An 18785-nucleotide genomic window follows, 5' to 3' on the forward strand; every position below is an offset into this window, starting at 1 on the left:
ACAAAGCATGTGAATTTGTGAGTATTTATTTCTAATTATGTCAATTAAAAAACGTTATATCGCCGCAATGGTGGCAGTGGGTATTGGTGTGGGCTGGCTAACTTTAGGTGGCACCGCAGCAGTGATGCATTACACATCCGACACTGAGTTCTGTCTCTCTTGTCACTCTATGGAAATCCCTTACAAAGAGTACCAAGGCTCAGTGCACTTCAGTAACGCCAAAGGTATTCGCGCAGAATGTTCAGACTGTCACATTCCGAAAGAGCCAATGGATTACTTGGTCACTAAGATCCGCGCTTCAAAAGACATCTACCATGAGTTTGTAACAGGTAAGATCGACACGCCAGAGAAGTACGAAGCACACCGAACTGAACTTGCAGAGATGGTTTGGGAGCAGTTCCGTGAAAACGATTCGGCAACCTGTCGTTCTTGTCACGACTTCGATGCAATGGAAGAGTTCGAGCAATCACGTGATGCGGCGAAGATGCACGCATACGGCAAAGCGAATGACCAAACGTGTATCGACTGTCACAAAGGCGTAGCGCACTTCGCTCCAGAAGCGGAGCTTGATAGCAAAGCGTTTGAAACACTGATGAGCTTCACAACCAAAACAGCAGCCGATGCGAAAGTGGTTTACCCAGTGACGTCTATCAGCATGGGTGACTTTGGTACGGTGAATCCAACAACCAAGCTGAACGTTGTGAAAGCGGAAGGTGACAACCGCACAGTGAAGATCAATGCATTCCAAATGAAAGGCGCAGAGCAAGTGCTTTACATGGGTGAAGGTCAACGCGCGATTGTTGCAACACTATCTGAACAAGGCCAACAAGCAGTTGAAGCGGGCGAGTTCAAAGCAGACGTATACGGCAACGAGTGGCGTCCTGTTTCTCTAACGGCAACGATCGAATCTCCAGTGGTTGATACGCTAGAGCCGGTTTGGTCATACGCAGAAGAGTTGGACAACGTTTACTGTGCAACTTGTCACGCGAAAATTCCTTCAAATCACTTTACTGTGAACGCATGGGGTCCTGTAGCGAAGAGTATGGGTGATCGCACTGATATTTCAGCAGAAAACCTAGAAATTTTGACTAAGTTCTTCCAGCACCACGCGAAAGATGTGGTTGGTCACTAATAGAGAAATAGAAGGATAAGATTATGACTAATTTAACTCGTCGCGGATTTTTAAAAGGCACTGGCCTTACTGCTGGTGCTCTGGCTTTCACTTCATTGACGCCAATGAGCGCGCTTGCGTCTGATAAGCGTGGTTCAGGTATACTTACAGCGGGTCGCATGGGCCCAATGCTGTGTGAAGTAAAAGACGGTAAGCTGGTTTCAACCACGAACGCATTACCACAAACGGTACCAAACAGTCTTCAAACTACGGGTCCTGACCAAGTTCATACTAAAGCTCGCGTTAAGTACCCAATGGTACGTAAAGGCTACTTGGCAAACCCATCTGCACCAGAAGGCGTGCGTGGTAGCGATGAATTCGTTCGCGTGTCTTGGGATGAAGTTTACAAACTGATTCACGAACAACACATGCGCATTCGTAAAGAGCACGGTGCTGAATCTGTGTTTGCTGGTTCTTACGGTTGGCGTTCAAGTGGTGTGTTGCACAAAGCACAAACGCTTCTACAGCGTTACATGAGCATGGCAGGCGGTTACTCAGGTCACCTTGGTGATTACTCTACGGGTGCTGCGCAGGTGATCATGCCGCACGTAGTAGGCTCTATTGAAGTTTACGAACAGCAAACCACTTACCCAGTGGTTCTTGAGCACAGTGACGTTGTGGTGCTTTGGGGCCTTAACCCAATCAACACGCTGAAAATCGCTTGGAGCTCAACAGACTGTGCAGGCCTTGAGTTCTTCCATCAGCTTAAGAAGTCAGGTAAGACGGTTATCGCTATCGACCCAATGCGTTCAGAAACCATCGAGTTCTTTGGTGACAATGCACAGTGGATTGCTCCGCACCCTATGACGGACGTGGCGATGATGATGGGTATCGCGCATACGCTTGTGAAACAAGGAAAGCACGACAAAGAATTCCTAGCAAAATACACCACAGGTTACGACGTATTCGAAGCTTACCTAATGGGTAAAGAAGACGGCGTTGAGAAATCTGCAGAATGGGCATCTAAGATTTGTGGCGTGCCGGTTAAGCAACTTGAGCTGCTTGCAGACATCTTCAGCAAAAACCGCACAATGCTTATGGCGGGCTGGGGTATGCAGCGTCAGCAATACGGTGAGCAACGTCACTGGATGCTGGTAACGCTCGCTACCATGCTGGGCCAAGTTGGTCTACCGGGTGGTGGTTTTGGTTTCTCTTACCACTACTCAAACGGCGGTAACCCTTCACGTGATGCGGGTGTACTTCCTGCTATTTCTGCGTCTCTAGGCGGCGGTTCTTCTGCAGGTAACGACTGGGCTGTTTCTGGTTCTGTTAACGCGTTCCCTGTGGCACGTATTGTTGAAGCACTAGAAAATCCGGGCATGAGCTACCACCACAATGGCCATGACTTAACGTTCCCTGAGATCAAGATGATTTGGTGGGCAGGCGGTGCGAACTTTACTCACCACCAAGACACTAACCGTCTGATCAAAGCGTGGCAAAAACCAGAGCTTATCGTTATCTCTGAACCATACTGGACAGCGGCAGCGAAGCACGCGGATATTGTTCTACCGATCACCACATCGTTCGAGCGTAACGATATGACCATGACAGGTGACTACAGTAACCAACACCTAGTGCCAATGAAGCAAGTGGTTGAGCCTCAGGGCGAGGCGCGTAACGACTTTGATGTGTTTGCGGATATGTCAGAGCTTCTAGCTCCGGGTGGTCGTGATGTTTACACCGAAGGCAAGACTGAAATGGAATGGTTGTACGGCTTCTACAAAGCGGCGCAACAAGGCGGTCGTGGCCAACGCATCGCAATGCCAAACTTCAGCAAGTTCTGGGAAGATAACCAGTTGATTGAGATGAAGTGGAACGAGAAAAACGCACAGTTCGTTCGTTACGCTGAATTCCGTGAAAACCCAATCATGAACCCACTAGGCACACCAAGTGGTAAGTTTGAGATCTTCTCTCGCACTATCGAAGGTTACCAGTTAGAGGATTGCCCTCCACACCCAACATGGTTAGAGCCAACAGAGTACACGGGTAACGCAACTAATGGTGAACTTCAGCTGATGACAGCACACGCAGCACACCGTCTGCACAGCCAGTTCAACTACGCGAAGATTCGTGAAGAGTACGCGATTGCTGACCGTGAGCCGATTTCTATCCACCCAGAAGACGCAAAAGCGCGTGGCATTAAGACCGGCGATCTTGTTCGTGCCTTCAATGGCCGTGGTCAAGTTCTGGTTGGTGCATTGGTTACCGATGGCATCAAGCAAGGTTCTGTTTGTATTCACGAAGGTGGTTGGCCAGATCTAGACCCTAAAACAGGCATCTGTAAAAACGGTGGCTGTAACGTTCTAACGCTCGATATTCCAACCTCTCGCCTTGCGAACGGTTGTGCGGCTAACTCTGCATTGGTTCGTATCGAGAAGTACGAAGGTCCAGTGCTAGAACTAACGGCATTCACACCGCCTAAGAACGGTTAAGCATGGTCTAGAACCTAAGATACAAAACTAAAGAAGCCAGCAAGTTGCTGGCTTCTCTTTTATCTATTTTTCAGATCTTTACTTGGTCGCTAAGGCAACGAAAGGCGCTTTTTTAGTAATTTGAAATGTTGGCAGCAAAGTAAACACGATGGCGACAAATACCACTGAACCAATCAAATCCTCAATCCTGTGCATACCTAACCACAAACGACTGTACGCCACGCCCATTGCCCAGACCCATAGAGTAGCGGCAGAGAAGTAGCACTTATTCTGCAAAAACAAACCACCAAAGAAAGCTAAGCAGATAGAAACGAAAATCGTATGCCCAGATGGAAAGGAATAGTCTTTTTCACCTTGCCAGTGGCGAGTGCGCCATTCACTGACTTTTTCGGAGATCTCACCAATCACACTCGCTTGCTGAGCTGTTTCTAGTTGATAAAACGCTTCTGGATGCTCAATCAATTGCTCTGCAGCAAGCAATTCGGTGTAGGGACGTGGGCTTTCTGTCATTAGCTTCAAGCCTGTTTTGCTGGCAAAACCAATCACCAGTAACAATCCCAGCATGGAGAGTTTTTGCATCCAATCAGACTGGCTAGGTTTGTAGCGGTAAAGCGACAACACCAACAGCGTGAGAGTGATCAAAAAGCCTTTACTGCCCGCAGAATCGGTTAGCAGAGTAAAGAGAATACCAGTGCCATCAGAAACGTGAGAAGTAAGATCGTGATACGAGGCAAACAGCGAAAGTGGGATGATGCCAAGAATGAACAAGGCGAGCATCATCAAACCGTATTTTTTAGTTTTCATGAAAAGTCATACAGCAGTCGAAAATAGGCGGCTATCTTACGACAATCGATGTGAAAAACTTATCAACGCTCTGTCAATTCGGTCTTGTTTATTTTACTTCTGATCTCCATTGGGGAGAGGCCGAAGTTGCGCATCGTGAAACGATTGAGTGAGGATTGAGATTGAAAGCCTAACCGCTCAGACAAAGTAACAAGAGGAATGGAGGTGTAGGACAAGACCTCGTAACACTTCTTTTGTTTGAATTGGTTTAGCAATTCATCAAAAGTTTGCCCTTCTTGTTTGAGTTTGCGGGCAAGCGTCCAACGAGAGTAACCCATTAGATTGAGTAGCTTGTTCGATGCACGGACCAGAGAATCATGATGATACAGGCGCTCCAATGTCAGCATCACGAGTTCTGTGGTGCTTAAATCATTCAACAGCTCCAATTGAGAAAGAGAGTGTTGTAGTTGACGTTTGAGGTGCTGATCTAACAAGGGGTTGTTGGTGTTGAGTTGGCGCTGAGCAAAGGGAGCTTTCAATATGAGTAAGTTTTGTGGGCCGGTGTAGATAGAGATACCACTCGTTTGTTCAAAGTCTTTGATATTAGGGATGAACTTGTTGGATTGAATTTGCATGGACTCGGCGGGAATCGCCAATGCCGTTAGTGCTTTAGCAACAAAGCATAGATTAAGAATAGGGCCATAAATATCGACGACGCCATCATCCTGTACGTAATGGACAACAACATCACCTTGCGGTGCTATCCGATAATACAACCGATCACGGGAGCCCATGACGGGTTTAAATTGGACGTGGCGATGGATGACTTCTATTGCGTTTGGTGCATTGAGGACGTATGCAAATTCGGGATAAGTGCTCAATAGTTCAGAGATTGAAATATCATGAGCGGGAAGAGGAATTTCATATTTCGCGACAATATAACACAGCTCTTGAAAGTGCTTCTCTGAGACGTGCTGAACCTTATCCAAGCGATGATTTAATTTGGATAATTCATCACTTATCCCTTCAATATGTTTGTGTTGCGCGAGATAAGTGTAGAGCCGAGTGTAAACATGATGGTGGATATATTTCATACAGTTCAATGCAGCATGGCTTGGCGCGTAATTTGATCGCAAGCCATGCTGTGTTTATTGCGTTGCTACCTATTCATGACGTTAGTGTAGCAACGAAAGTTAGTAGCTAAGACCATATCCAAATGGGTATAGCGTGATTGACGGATCTTCTTCATAAGAAGGAACATCTTCTTTACCTTTGGCAACCACCTCATCGGTCGACTTTGGAAGGCCGAAAGGTAACTTACCTTCTGGTTTCACTTTACCGGTGATGACATCAAAAAAGACAGCGTCCGATGTACCGAAGTTCGCCAGAATGATTGGCAACTGATCGTTGAGATTACCTAGGGCTGCTGGACGAATCATGAATACATCAAAAATTACTCGCTTACCTGAGTTGATAGCCTGATTAATGACACTATAGACATTGCCACTATTGTAAATACAAGCTCCTAGGTTGTCGGTCAAACCCTCATAACAAAGTTGTGCAGATTCTCCCGGTTCACGGTCAGGTTGCGTTTCGTAAGGACGTAATTGGAAGTCTTCCTGTGCTACAAAACCAAGCTCGCCAGACGGCATAGCGACCCCAAATGGGAACCATGCCGTGGCGAGAGTGGCGGGGGTTTGCGTACGAATAATGATGGTGTCAGCATCTGCCATGTTTTCTGCGACGTTTAAGCCATATTGTTGTGCGTTGTCGACAATACTTGGTTGCTCTGTACCGCCATAGTTGGCGTAGACATACACTTTACCTAACTCCTCTACTGATAAAGGCAATGCGTTGTTGTCGTTTTTCAACAAGGTAACGGAGCGTCCTTGAGATTCAATACCCAGCTCTTGGAACTCTGTTTTACCGACCACATCATTGACCTTGGCGATATCAATAAATGGGTCTTCAAACAAACCTTGTTTGAACTTATTCGTCAGGATTCGATTTACCGATAAGTCGATGCGCTCTTGGGTAAGACGCCCGCTCTCAATATTCGTAAGCAATAAAGCAGGGTCATCGATACCCCCAAATTGGTCAATACCCGCATCGACAGAAGCAGCGAAACGCTCTGTTGAATCTTCGTCTTCCTTACCCCAAGGCATACCTAAGTAAGTGAACGGATTCTTCTCTGCATCTTCATGTGTGATGATCCCAGTTCGACATGTATCGACACAATCGTTAGCGACTAACCAATCTGATAGCAACACGCCATCGAAGTTTTCTTCGCCTCGAAGAATATCTGTCATGATGTATTTGCTGTAACCAAAGCCAACATTACCTTCACTTTCCGGTAGTTGCTCATAGGGAATTCCGTAATAAGGCATCACGCCCGCAACGCCAGCCTCAAAAGCACCTTTAAATGGAATGCGGTGGTAGTCAAAGTTGTTGCCCGGATAAACCTGATAGCGGCCAGCGAAGTAGTGTGCATCCGCGCCATTTTCTTGTGGACCACCACCTGCAAAATGTTTTACGACTGCCCAGACTCCATCTTTCGTCAGCTCGGTATTGTTGTGTTGTAAACCTTGGACATAGGCTTTGGTCATTTCTCGTGATAACTCAGCGTTTTCACCGAATGTACTGTTCACTCGCCCCCACCTTGGTTCGGTAGCGAGGTCTGCGGTTGGGTGGAGTGCTTGGTTGATGCCGACGGCTAGGTATTCTTGACGAATGACATCGGCGAAGGTTTTCGTGAACTCAGCATCGCCAATCGCGGCTAAACCGAGTGTCTCCGACCATTGTGAAAAATCGCCGGAAGAGACTGAAGTTCCTAAGGCCGCATTAAAGTGGTTGCGTGGGTCGGTTGAAATAGAAACGGGAATTCCTAAGCGAGTGTGCTCCGCTAATTCTTGAGCATGATTATTATCTTCTGCCATCAGAGTGGCATCGCCTTCTTGGCGAGTTATAAAGGTATTGAGGAAACGTTCTTGAATTAATGTGGTGTTGGTTATGCCATCGCCTTTAAAAACGAGTCTTGAGCTATCGCTGCTGAGTACGAATGTACCGTGCATCATCAAGCCTGCCTTTTCGGCGTTGCTCATTTGTTGAGTAAGATTCTCTGCGCGTTGTTTTGGGCTCAGTCGCCAATCCTCATAAGCGTCTAATTCGCCATTCTTATTATGATCCTTAAAGGTTAGCCCATCGACCGTGAGAAGATTGAGCGTTTTGGTTTCCAATGTTGGTATGGTGAGTTGTTCTGAATCTGATCCACAACCGCTAATGAGTAGGGTAGGCAGTGCAAAGACTAAGAGGTTTTTTCCAGAGGTTTTCATCGTTATTGCCTTTTATTTTGTTGTTTGGCGCAGTATGACTCTGGAGGTGAAGGAAAGTATTTCCTTTAGGGAGCAAGGTTTTGGCGTTCAGGTGCAGAATAGGGAAAGTGTGAGATTCTGTCAGAATGATTAGTGTGATGAATATCTCGGTGCGAGAGTATAGTCTACTTCTTCTTTGGTTTTCAATCGGTCTTTTAGCGTAGCGAAATACGAGATCAAAGTGCTCATCCATAAGCGCTTTATTCTGGAGTGAGCAAGGTTAGCTCATCAACCCTAACAGATATTCCGATGCGGCTTTTGGATCTTCTGCGTGGCAAATCGCTGAAACCAAAGCCAAGCCGTGAACACCAGTTGCGCTGAGCAGCGGAATGTTATTTTCGTTAATGCCGCCAATGGCAACAATCGGCAGTGAAGTCGTCTCTAACGCCATTTTCAAACCATCAATACCCCAATGTTTTTTGGTGTTGGTTTTCGTCGGCGTCGCGAAGATTGCGCTCAAACCGATGTAATCAATCGGAAGAGAGTCCGCTTCTGCAAGCTGTTCTTCATTTTCGATAGATAAGCCGAGAATTTTGTTTGGTCCAATCAACTCACGAGCAATGACTGCTGGCATGTCTGATTGCCCGAGGTGAACCCCATCAGCATCAACTGCCAGTGCGACATCTACACGGTCATTGATGATCAAAGGCACATCGGTATCTTTGAGGATGTCTTTCACGGCTTGAGCACGTCCGATAAAAGCACGCACATCGCCGTGTTTTTCGCGGACTTGTACCATGGTCACGCCACCTTTCACGGCTTTTCTCACAACACGCTTTAGTGTGGCTAAATCCTGTTGGTCATCGGTGACCAAATATAAACGATAGGCGTTCATTTTGTTTCCTTTGGGCCTCTCATCTAGATGGAATGAGAGGTCGGTATTTGTTAGAGAAAAGCTTAGCTCACTTGCAGTTTTAGGCGTTTTGCCAGCGTTTCTTCGTCCAACTGGTAAAGCTCATCCAACAGGTTCATTTGCAGGCTAGCTGGGCCGCGAGCTTGTTCCGCTGCAATCTCACCAACAACGCCTAATACCGCCGCTGCAGCAAGTCCGGTGTTATCGCCAACAGCAGCAAAAGCGCCTGTAAGAGCCGTTAGTGTGCAACCCATTCCGGTTACGTATGGCATCATCTCGTGACCGTTGTTTAGCTGCACAGTTTGCTCTTTCGTGACGATGTAATCGGTCTCGCCAGAAATTACCACGCTTGCACCATACTCTGAGACTAAGAAGTTTGCTGCGCCAAGTGCTGCGTCGCTGCTGTCTAACGCATCGACGCCTTTGCTTTGTGCTTGCTCGCCAGCGAGTGCAATGATTTCTGAGGCGTTACCACGAATGATCAACTTGTCTGCAAGGCGTGCGATTTCACGTGATGTCTCGGTACGTAATGAGCTTGCTCCACAACCGACTGGGTCGAGTACAACGATTTTACCATTGGCATTGGCTTGCTCTACGGCATAGCTCATACGCGGTGTCCAAACGCTATCTAGGGTACCGATGTTGATAACCAGTGCGCCCGCGAACGACATCATCTCTGCCATTTCCTGCTTGGAGTGCGCCATGATTGGAGAAGCGCCGATAGCCAATAGCGCGTTTGCCGTGTTGTTCATCACCACGTAGTTAGTGATGTTGACGACTAATGGTTTTTGCTGGCGTACTGCGGTTAATGCTTGGGTGATTTGTTCAATTAACATGAGACTCTCCGATTAATCTTGCTGAGCGTTCAGACCTTGCTGCCAGAATGCAACTTCCATACGCGTTGCGGTTTTAAATACCTGAATCAGGTTTTGACCACGCTGGCTATTGATATCGATTTCCGCCAATAACTGATTAAAGTGTTCTGCCCCTTTTGCGACACCAGATTGGAATTCCTCACCACCGTAGAGGTTGATCCAGCTTGCGTATGGGTTACCTTCGAGCACAGTGTTCTCATCTTCAATCAGCATCTTACCGATTACGGCATAACCGATAGAGCATGGCGCTAGTGCTGCGTAAAGATCGACAAGATCGCCCGTCATGCCAGCATCCAACACGTAACGGGTGTAAGCTACCGTGCCGAAATCTTCTGGCTCGTTTTCTAAGTCGGATTCTGTCAGTCCCCATTGCTCGCAGTAAGTCACGTGGTGGGCGATTTCAGAATCGAGCAATGCATGTACGCTTGGGAGAGCGCGGCGCATGTCATCCAAAGTACGCGCTTTGTAGATCGCCAACGCGTAAGCTCGTGCGTACTGCTTTAGGAACAGAAAGTCCTGCTTTAGATAGTGCAGAAAACAAGGCTGAGCCAGAGTGCCTTGCGCCAATTGCTGCACGAAAGCATGCTCAGTGTATTCTTGCCAATCTTGGCGGCAAGCGTCGATCAAATCTTGGTATTTCATTATGGGTATCTCGTTATCAAAAGACCTTAGGCTTAGATCCTAAGGTCAGTAGAATTAGTCAAAGCTCGGTACGTAATCTTTCGCTTTCGGTAGTGTTTCGATGATTTTTTGTGAATACATGAATTCGGCATAGTCATCGTAGCGTTTCAGATCTACTGCAGATGGGCGAAGAGCGAAACGAGTTAGCGTGTCGTTCCAAGCGCGTTGGTTAAGCTCGTTGTTGAGGGTGTCTGGTGAATAAGCCACAAACTCTTTCCACGACTCTTTTGGATGGTTAACGATGTAAGTGGTTGCTTGCTCTAGTGCTTTATTGAATGCCTTGATGGCTTCTTTGTCGTAGGTTTTTGCATTGGCTACGAAGACCAACTCGTCATACGCTGGCACGCCGTGTTCTTCAGGGAAGAAGGCCTTAGCTTTATAACCTTCTAGTGCCAGTTGGTTGGTTTCGAAGTTACGTAGACCGCCCCAAATCGCATCCACCTTGCCAGACGCAAGAGACGAAGACAGCGCCCAACCTACGTTGATGATTTGTACGTCAGAAAACTTCACGTTCTCTTGAGCTAGCATGGTGCCGATTGTTGCTTCTTCGTTGCCTGCGATCGCAATACCGATCTTCTTGCCTTTCAAGTCGCCAAGGTTTTCATTCTTACCGTTGTCCAACACCATCAACGTGTTGAGTGGCGTAGCAATCAAAGTCGCAGAGCGGATTAGTGGCAAACCAGCCGCGACATCGATGGTCAGGTTTGGTTGGTAAGAAATCGCCATGTCGACCTTGCCAGCTGCGACCAACTTAGGTGGTGTACTTGGATCTGCCGGCTCTTGAATGTTGACCTTCAAACCTTGCTCTTTGAAGTAACCACGCTCTTTGGCAATCACGATAGGACCATGGTTTGGATTGACGAACCAATCCAACATCAGTGTCATCTCTTTTTCAGCGGCAAGCACGTTGGTTGATACCACTGAAGCGAGTAGAGCAGCAGCGCTCATAAGTTTGTTTTTATTCACGGGGCTTTTCCTTTCTTTCCCAATTTTCTTTGGTTATTTTCTGTAATTATTTGCTTTCCCAAGGGATGGCTTTTTTCAATAATTTATCGGTGATGAAGTAGAGTGAGATAGACAGCACAGCGAGGATAAACAGCGCTGCAAACATCTCATCAATGATCATGCGAGCGTTGGCTTGGAGCATCAGATAACCCAAGCCTTCACTTGAACCTACCCACTCACCGACCACTGCTCCAATTGGCGCAATAACGACGGCAACACGAATACCTGAGGCTAAAGTTGGTAGTGCGGCTGGCAATTGAATATGACGAAGTAGCTGCCATTTAGACGCGCCCATGGTCTTGGCAAGGTCGAGGTAACCTGTTGGCGTATTGCGCAAGCCGTCATAGCAACATGTCGTGACGGGGAAAAAGATGATGATCGCCGCCATGACTACTTTCGATGCAATGCCGTAACCCAGCCAAAGCATGAGCACTGGCGCGATAGCGAATACAGGGATCGCTTGGCTAGCAATCAGAATTGGCAGTAACCAACGCTTCAGCGGCTCGAACATCAGCATTTGCAATGCGAACAGCAAACCCATTGATAATCCAAGCGCCAAGCCAAGTAAAATCTCTTGTGCGGTAACCCAAGTATGTTTGAGCAGGACATCGTAACGAGTGACCAATCTATCCAGCACTTCAATTGGTGAAGGTAAGATGAAGCTTGGCATGCCGAATACCACCACGACCAACTGCCACAATCCCAAGATCACCGCTGTGCTAATGACCAAGCGCAGAGCCGGATGGGTCACGCGTTCTTTTTTTCCAATACGTGCCGAAACGGAGTTGTACTGAGTCATATCACTCATAGTCTTTCTCCAATTGATCCAAAATCGCTTGTTGTAGCGCCGCGCACTCTCCATCGAGAACTCGCGGCGGCTTGGAATTCGGAACGACTAAGTGCTGGGCTTGCGCAGGCGTGCCTTGCAGTACATAGAGTTGGTGGGCTAATCGCACCGCTTCTTGTGGATCATGGGTAATCAGAGCAACGGTCTTATCTTTCAATAATTCGGCAGACAAGGTTTGCAACTTATGGCGAGTAACCGCGTCCAGTGCAGAGAAAGGCTCATCCATCAGAACCAGAGGTTTGTCTTGCATCAGAGTGCGAGCAAGGGCAACACGTTGTCTCATGCCTCCAGAGAGTTGAGCTGGCTTAGCATCCGCGTAATCGGCGAGTCCCACTTGGTTGAGTAAAGTCAGTGCACGTTGTTTATTTCGCTCTGGTGCTTGGTCTTGAGAAAATCGAGAACTGAGGCAGACGTTGTCTAACACATTTAACCACGGCAACAACAAGTCTTGTTGTGCCATGTAGGCGATACGTTCGTGCAGAGCTATGCCATCCGTCGTAGTTAATTCACCATGCCATTCGACTTTGTCGTCTAACAACCCGGCTAGATAACGAAGGATTGTCGTTTTTCCGCAACCACTGCGACCAAGCAACACAGTCCATCGATTGGCAGGGATGGTCATACTCAACCCTGCTAATGTTGGTGTTTGGCTGTCTTTGTATTGCAGACTTGCCTCGTTAAGCTGAATGCCGAGTGCATTAGCGCACATGCGTGTGACCTGCAAAAAAGTGGTTCACAGGGCCGTGACCTTTACCGATATCCAATTCATCAGCGTGCGCGATAGCTTGGCTGATGTACTGCTTACCAAGGTGCACCGCTTTGTGCAGATTGTTGTCTTGTCCAAGGTAAGACGCGATAGCAGAAGACAGCGTGCAGCCTGTGCCATGGGTGTTTTTGGTTGGAAAGCGTTTAGCACTGATTAACTCTGCACTATCTTGCATGATCAGCAGATCGTTGCTGTTTTCGTCTTTTTCTAAGTGGCCGCCTTTTAATAGCACCGCTTTTGCACCGAGCGCGCGTAAATCAGCAATCATATCGTTCATTTCAGATTCTGATTGAGGCACTGGCTTACCCGTCAATGCTGCGCCTTCGGGTAGGTTAGGGGTAATGATGTCTGCGAGCGGAATCAATTCTTCTTTTAAAGTGCTGATTGCTGACTGTTCTAGTAATAGATCGCCGCTGGTGGCCACCATTACAGGGTCAATCACGAGGTGTTTTGGCTGGTATTGTTTAATTTTGTCTGCAACAACTTTGATGATGTTGGAGTCGGCCAGCATGCCCACTTTGACTGCAACGATGTTGAGGTCGGTAAATACCGCATCGAGTTGGCTCTCTACATGGTCGAGAGGAATGGGGAAAATCGCAGAAACGCCTTGGGTATTTTGCGAAGTAATCGCCGTGATTACCGAGCAAGCAAAACTGCCGGTTGCGGACATCGCTTTGATGTCGGCTTGAATGCCTGCGCCGCCGCCACTATCAGAACCTGCAATCGTCAACACAATCGGTGTGTCTGTTGAAGTTGCTGCTTGTGGCTGTGTTGATGGTTTTTCTTGGCTTGACTGCTGCGCCATGGTCGCTCCTATTACAGACGTAAAGGAACTGACTTGGCCATTGAAGATCGGTGTATGGATCCGTTGAGGCTAGCTGCGTCGAAACAGATTTGAGGCAGGCTAGTGGCAAAGTGATGATAGTTCCCTACGTCAGTGCTAACTGAATCAGGTTCAACGGGTCTCGAATTTCGATCTCAGCCGACGCATTCACTGCATGGGCCCCCCGACTATTTCGTCAAGATAATAGCAGTTCACTCAGTTACGGTGCACGTGTTTTTTATGCCTAGAGAGAGTCATCATTTAAATATGAGAACTGGATTCCCTTCGTAATTAGAGCCCCAGCGTTGTTAACTGCGCTCACTCGCCCAATCACATAGGCTAACTATGCTCATGGGACTCTTTCGCTTGTTGCCTAGCTGGAACCCTAATTACTTTGTGAATCCAACAACAATGTGGTGGCAGAATTTAGAGTAAATGACGTGCTGCATTGAAACTGGCAGTTTAAGACACTATCTAATAGTGAGGTATCGACATAATACGTAACGAATCGTTCTTTGATTTAGCAAGGATTAGCACAAAACAAGGTTAAAAAAGTGTTAATATTTAACGCGTTGCCAATATGTCTTTGAGTCATTCGATTTAGGTCATGACTTTAATAAACAGAGTCTAACTCAAAGGTGGGGAAGGCTAGGACGATCAACGAGCAAGGAGATTTCATGCTTAATTCTGTAACAGCGAAAGCGGTGATCGATCATGCCCTCTTTTTAGGGGCTGATTTCGCCGAGCTATTCGTTGAACACCATCAAACCAACACTGTCCAGCTCGCATCTGGTGAAGTGGATAAGGTTAACTCGGGTATCGATTTTGGTATCGGTATTCGTCTCTTCTTCGGTCATAAAGTGCTTTACGGTTACACCAACAGCACGAATGAAACGGAACTAAAACGCGTAACCTCACTGCTTGCAGCAAAAGACAAGCGTGAGCAAATCGCGTCAGCAGGTTCTCTCAATCTGAACCGCTACCCAATTCAACATGGTTGTCGTATGCCACTTGGCAAAGACGCTAACCTAGATTCTAAAATTGCTTTCCTATTGCAAGTTGACCAAGCAGCACGTGCAGAGAGTGAACATATCAGCCAGTTCATCGGCAGCGTGCTTCAGCGCGAACAACAAGTGTCTATCTTCAACTCAGAAGGTCTACACGTTGACGATACTCGTCACTACATCCGAGTTGCTGGTAATACTGTTGCGCAAAAAGGTAATGAGCAGTCTTCTGGTATGGAAGGCCCTGGCGCTCTTGCTGGCTGGGAGTTCAGTGAACAGCTTGATGCGAAAGAGCTAGGTCAAACTATCGCGCAACAAGCGTTGGTAAAACTTGGCGCAGATGCTTGTCCATCGGGTGAAATGCCAGTGGTAATTGGTAACGGCTTTGGTGGCGTAATCTTCCATGAAGCTTGTGGCCACTTGCTAGAAACTACTTCAGTTGCGAAGAAGGCGTCCGTATTCCACGACAAGATGGGCGAAATGGTTGCTCACACCGCGGTGAATGCTGTAGATGATGGCACCATGACCAACGAATGGGGCTCGATTCATGTTGATGACGAAGGCATGAAGACTCAGCGCACTCAATTGATCAAAGACGGTAAGCTAACTAGCTTCATGGTCGATAAAATGGGTGGTATGAAAACAGGTTATGAGCCTACGGGGTCAGGTCGTCGTCAAAACTACAAGTTCGCACCAACCTCGCGTATGCGTAACACATTTATCGAAGAAGGCGAGCATTCTCTTGATGACATGCTTGCTGGCATCGAACGCGGCATCTATGCGAAGAAGATGGGCGGTGGTTCGGTTCAACCGGGAACGGGCGAGTTCAACTTTGCCGTTCGTGAAGCTTACCTCATTGAAAATGGTAAAATCACCAAGCCTCTGAAAACAGCAACGCTGATCAGTACGGGGCCAAAAGTGTTGAAAGAAATCAGTATGGTCGGCAAAGACATGGCGCTTGCGCCGGGCATGTGTGGTTCAGTCAGTGGTTCAGTACCAACAACAGTCGGTCAGCCAACGCTCAAAGTAGATAACATTCTGGTAGGAGGCGGTAACTAATGAGCCAAGAACAACAACTTCTTAATGCGGTTGATTACGTCCTATCAGAAGCAAAACGCCAAGGTGCAGAAGCGGACGTCATTGTAAACCGCAACAGTAGCTTTTCTTTGAAAGCGAACCAAGGAAAGCTGGATGAGTACAAAGTAAGCTCAAGCCAAGTTCTGGGTGTTCGTGTTGTGAAAGATGCGCGCGTTGCAACGAGCTACTCTGAGTCTTTAGAGCAACCAAGCTTAGATTTGATGCTGACTAATGCACTGCAAAGCGCTCGTTTTTCCAAGCAAGATGAACATCAGACTATTAGCTGCGTGAACAGCGAAATCACGACTGCTTTCGCTGAGATTGCTCAAGAAGACACAACTTCGGTTGATGAAAAGATTGAAATGTCTCTCGCACTTGAGCAAGGCGTAATAGCGCTACCTCACGCTTCTAGCGCACCTTACAATGGTTATAGTGATGGCGAAACGCAATTAATTATTGCCAATACACAAGGCTCGTTGTGCCAACACTTCGAACGCTCGTTTACTTGTTACGCTTATACCTTGTTTGAAAAAGACGGTAAACAGTCGATGGCCGGTAGAATGTCACTGGGTCGTCGCTTTGATGAGTTGAACCCAACTTACTGCATTGAAGGCGGTTACAACCTTGCTCGTGATCTTCTTGAAGGCGCACCAGTGGCTACGGGTAACTACCCAGCAATCTTCCATATCAATGCGCTAGCAAGTTTGTTCGGTGCTTTTGGCAGTGCTTTCTCCGGCGTAAGCGCGATGAAAGGCATTACGCCATTGGGTGACAAGCTTGGTCAGCGTGTTGCGAGTGACTTGATTACCTTTACTGATACGGCTTACATGCCAAATGGTATGGCAATTTCGGGCTTTGATAGTGAAGGTTTTGCTACTCAAGACAATGTAATGATTGCCAATGGTGAATTGAAAACCTTGCTACACAACAGCCAGACTGCGAGTTATTTGGGCGCAGTCTCGACAGCAAGTGCCGCTCGCGGTGCAAAATCGAGTCTAGACGTTTCAGCGAATCATAAAGTGATTTCGACCGGCGGCAGCAGTGCATCAGAAGTAAAAGCGGGTGAGTACCTAGAGTTAGTCGAACTTCAAGGTGTCCATTCTGGTGCGGATGCAGTGAGTGGTGATTTCTCATTTGGTGCGAGTGGCTTCTTGTGCCGTGATGGTGAGCGCATTCAACCAGTGCGTGGTATCACTGTAGCGGGTAACTTCTACAAGATGCTGCAAGAAGTTGAGGCGGTAGGTGATACTCAGCTTATTAGCGATAGTCGCACCTTCTTTGCTCCAGACGTGCGTTTTGCTCGTTTGAGCATTGGTGGTAAATAACCCCAGCATTCCTATAGAAACAAAAAGAGGACTCAATCGAGTCCTCTTTCTTATATGGAGTGATTAACTCGTGAGAATTAAAATTCGCGGATGTCCAGTTCATTGTGGATCAATACCACACACTGAGAAGCGAAAAGCATCTTAGGACCTAAGCTGATCTTCTCTGTGCCAAGGCGTTTCAAGCTGTTAAAAGACTTCTTCGGCATCGGAATATGGTCAGTTAGCAAGAAACATGGGTTTCCACCGATTTCTGCATCACGAACAAATTCGCCTTTTTTATCCAACATATATAGTTGGTGATCTTCTGCCAGTTCTTGCACTAGGCGTTCAAAACTGACGGTACGAACGGTGATACCAGGTTCGACTTCACGAAGTTGCTCTTTGCCCATACCAACCGAAGCATCCAAAGCGCGAGCCACTGCTGCAATCAAGGTTGACTCATGGAAGCCGCCAATGTTGGTGATGTCGTTGGAGCGAATAGTAATGGTGCGTGAGAAATCTTTTGTGCTTTCTAAAACCAAGTGCACAACCACATCTTCACGGTGCGATTGAGCAACGAACATAGTGTTCATCATGGTATGAGCAAGAATCTCTGTATGCGCTTCATTACCAACACCTTCTAACAGTGCTTTGCTGGTGGTTGGTGCCGCGCGAGCTCGTAAAACAAAAGAGCGCATGAATTTAGCCTCTATATAGGAAGAGTGAATGCGCGGAAGTATATACCCAAGCAGGGAAGGGATGCGAGTTTAATAGCAAATGTGAACTTACTTACAAAGCTTCGATTGTCGTGCGGAGTGTGCTGGTTAGAATAGAGGCAACCTGTTAGGAGCGGTATATGGAAATCAAAAAAATAAACAAACAAGTTTATAGAAAGAAGGTCAACTTAGTGATTGGTTGCTTTGTTGCCTTGCTTGCTATTTCTTCTCTTGCTTTTAGTACTTTATTAATTGTCTTGTTCGGTAATACAGATGTAGTACCTGAACAGTCGACGGGGAACTTTCATTGGAACTTAATTGGTGTTGTGCTCGCCTTAGTCACTTCACTGTCTTTGCTGAACCAATTCAAAACACGCCCTTATATGGAAGAAGTGTTGTATGTCTGGAAACTCAAGCAGCTGCACAACAAGATCTTTCGCAAACTGAAAAGTATTAAAGCCGCTTCTACTGAGCACGATGTAAAAGCACTGACGATACTTAAGTTCTACTATACGACTCAAAGTCAGGTGTTTGAGCTAGATAACAACACATTGACGATGAGCAGTGTAAATAAAGAATTAGAGGCTATTGAGCAAATCGAAGCGGCGAAGTCTCTGGATCTTGATATCACAAGCTTTGAAGAGTCTTGGATAGATACATATTGATTGCCTATTTGCTACGTTAAGTTAACAACTAAGTGCTAAAAATAAGCGTTTGAGTGAGATTTCATCACTCGACGCTTTTTTTTAAGTTTTTTTCTAAAAAAGGGTTGCCAAGAAAAATCATCTCCCTATAATGCGCCTCCGTTGTCAGGGCAAAGCGGAAACGCAAAAGTGGTTGGCAATGAGGCGAAAGAAAAGTTTCTAAAAATTAATTTGAAAAAGTGTTTGACACTAAGAATTAATTCCTTAGAATACGCCTCCGCTTCGATAGCAAAGCTTACGAAGCAAGCTCTTTAAAAATATAGACCTATCAATCTGTGTGGGCACTCGTTGATGATAATCCAATTAGAAATTTCTCTTAATAAAGAGCGGTTTCAAATTAGGTTTCAATGAACTGAGTGACCAATCAAGTCTT

At 46.8% G+C, this 18785-nt stretch carries 16 protein-coding genes and 1 riboswitch; of the genes, 5 read left to right on the top strand and 11 right to left on the bottom strand.

All coding sequences use genetic code 11. The features are described from left to right. Positions 1 to 37: 37 nt before the first annotated feature. Together ATB76_RS11760 and ATB76_RS11765 are read left to right on the top strand one after the other, a co-directional pair. Positions 38 to 1132 (top strand): NapC/NirT family cytochrome c, encoded by a 1095-nt coding sequence (locus ATB76_RS11760; protein ID WP_061035261.1) that lies wholly within the window; start codon positions 38 to 40, stop codon positions 1130 to 1132. 23 nt (positions 1133 to 1155) lie between these two features. Then, positions 1156 to 3603 (top strand): molybdopterin guanine dinucleotide-containing S/N-oxide reductase, encoded by a 2448-nt coding sequence (locus ATB76_RS11765; RefSeq protein ID WP_061035262.1) that lies wholly within the window; start codon positions 1156 to 1158, stop codon positions 3601 to 3603. A 78-nt stretch (positions 3604 to 3681) separates the two neighbouring features. On the opposite strand, the gene ATB76_RS11770 is transcribed toward ATB76_RS11765, so the two are convergent. From ATB76_RS11770 to thiD, 10 genes are all read right to left on the bottom strand, one after another. Then, the gene (locus ATB76_RS11770) at positions 3682 to 4407 is read right to left on the bottom strand and encodes a phosphatase PAP2 family protein (protein WP_038868197.1); all 726 of its coding nucleotides are present in this window, start codon (positions 4405 to 4407) and stop codon (positions 3682 to 3684) included. A 62-nt stretch (positions 4408 to 4469) separates the two neighbouring features. Then, complete coding sequence (locus ATB76_RS11775) at positions 4470 to 5480, bottom strand: helix-turn-helix domain-containing protein (protein ID WP_050566686.1); 1011 nt, start codon at positions 5478 to 5480, stop codon at positions 4470 to 4472. Between the two features lie 99 nt (positions 5481 to 5579). Then, complete coding sequence (locus ATB76_RS11780) at positions 5580 to 7718, bottom strand: glycoside hydrolase family 3 N-terminal domain-containing protein (RefSeq protein ID WP_061035263.1); 2139 nt, start codon at positions 7716 to 7718, stop codon at positions 5580 to 5582. Positions 7719 to 7977: 259 nt separating this feature from the next. After that, positions 7978 to 8592: a thiamine phosphate synthase gene (thiE, locus tag ATB76_RS11785; protein ID WP_061035264.1), complete on the bottom strand. Its 615-nt coding sequence runs from the start codon at positions 8590 to 8592 to the stop codon at positions 7978 to 7980. Positions 8593 to 8654: 62 nt separating this feature from the next. Beyond that, positions 8655 to 9446 (bottom strand): hydroxyethylthiazole kinase, encoded by a 792-nt coding sequence (thiM, locus tag ATB76_RS11790; protein ID WP_061035265.1) that lies wholly within the window; start codon positions 9444 to 9446, stop codon positions 8655 to 8657. Between the two features lie 12 nt (positions 9447 to 9458). Continuing rightward, on the bottom strand, positions 9459 to 10127 hold the full coding sequence (tenA, locus tag ATB76_RS11795; RefSeq protein WP_061035266.1) for a thiaminase II: 669 nt from the start codon (positions 10125 to 10127) through the stop codon (positions 9459 to 9461). Between the two features lie 54 nt (positions 10128 to 10181). Continuing rightward, positions 10182 to 11132, bottom strand: coding sequence for an ABC transporter substrate-binding protein (locus tag ATB76_RS11800; protein ID WP_104029950.1), 951 nt, complete (start codon positions 11130 to 11132; stop codon positions 10182 to 10184). Positions 11133 to 11178: 46 nt separating this feature from the next. Beyond that, on the bottom strand, positions 11179 to 11979 hold the full coding sequence (locus tag ATB76_RS11805; protein WP_061035267.1) for an ABC transporter permease: 801 nt from the start codon (positions 11977 to 11979) through the stop codon (positions 11179 to 11181). After that, on the bottom strand, positions 11972 to 12727 hold the full coding sequence (locus tag ATB76_RS11810) for an ABC transporter ATP-binding protein (protein ID WP_061035268.1): 756 nt from the start codon (positions 12725 to 12727) through the stop codon (positions 11972 to 11974). The genes ATB76_RS11805 and ATB76_RS11810 overlap by 8 nt, the downstream gene beginning before the upstream one ends. Beyond that, on the bottom strand, positions 12717 to 13589 hold the full coding sequence (gene thiD, locus ATB76_RS11815; RefSeq protein ID WP_061035269.1) for a bifunctional hydroxymethylpyrimidine kinase/phosphomethylpyrimidine kinase: 873 nt from the start codon (positions 13587 to 13589) through the stop codon (positions 12717 to 12719). The genes ATB76_RS11810 and thiD overlap by 11 nt, the downstream gene beginning before the upstream one ends. A 104-nt stretch (positions 13590 to 13693) precedes the next feature. Further along, positions 13694 to 13804: riboswitch (TPP riboswitch) on the bottom strand. A gap of 480 nt (positions 13805 to 14284) precedes the next feature. Here thiD and ATB76_RS11820 point away from each other — a divergent pair. Both ATB76_RS11820 and ATB76_RS11825 read left to right on the top strand, forming a co-directional pair. Next, entirely contained in the window at positions 14285 to 15670 is a 1386-nt protein-coding gene (locus ATB76_RS11820; RefSeq protein WP_045423382.1) for a TldD/PmbA family protein, read from the top strand. Continuing rightward, positions 15670 to 17013 (top strand): TldD/PmbA family protein, encoded by a 1344-nt coding sequence (locus ATB76_RS11825; RefSeq protein ID WP_061035270.1) that lies wholly within the window; start codon positions 15670 to 15672, stop codon positions 17011 to 17013. The genes ATB76_RS11820 and ATB76_RS11825 overlap by 1 nt, the downstream gene beginning before the upstream one ends. Before the next feature lie 77 nt (positions 17014 to 17090). On the opposite strand, the gene trmY is transcribed toward ATB76_RS11825, so the two are convergent. Continuing rightward, on the bottom strand, positions 17091 to 17690 hold the full coding sequence (trmY, locus tag ATB76_RS11830) for a tRNA (pseudouridine(54)-N(1))-methyltransferase TrmY (RefSeq protein ID WP_005374282.1): 600 nt from the start codon (positions 17688 to 17690) through the stop codon (positions 17091 to 17093). Between the two features lie 158 nt (positions 17691 to 17848). On the opposite strand from trmY, the gene ATB76_RS11835 reads away from it, so the two are divergent. Next, positions 17849 to 18373 carry a DUF3087 domain-containing protein gene (locus ATB76_RS11835; RefSeq protein WP_038868217.1) on the top strand — a complete coding sequence of 175 codons (525 nt, stop codon included), beginning with the start codon at positions 17849 to 17851 and terminating at the stop codon, positions 18371 to 18373. Positions 18374 to 18785 lie beyond the last annotated feature (412 nt).

Source organism: Vibrio sp. MOR3, from assembly GCF_001557775.1.
GTDB lineage: Bacteria > Pseudomonadota > Gammaproteobacteria > Enterobacterales > Vibrionaceae > Vibrio > Vibrio jasicida.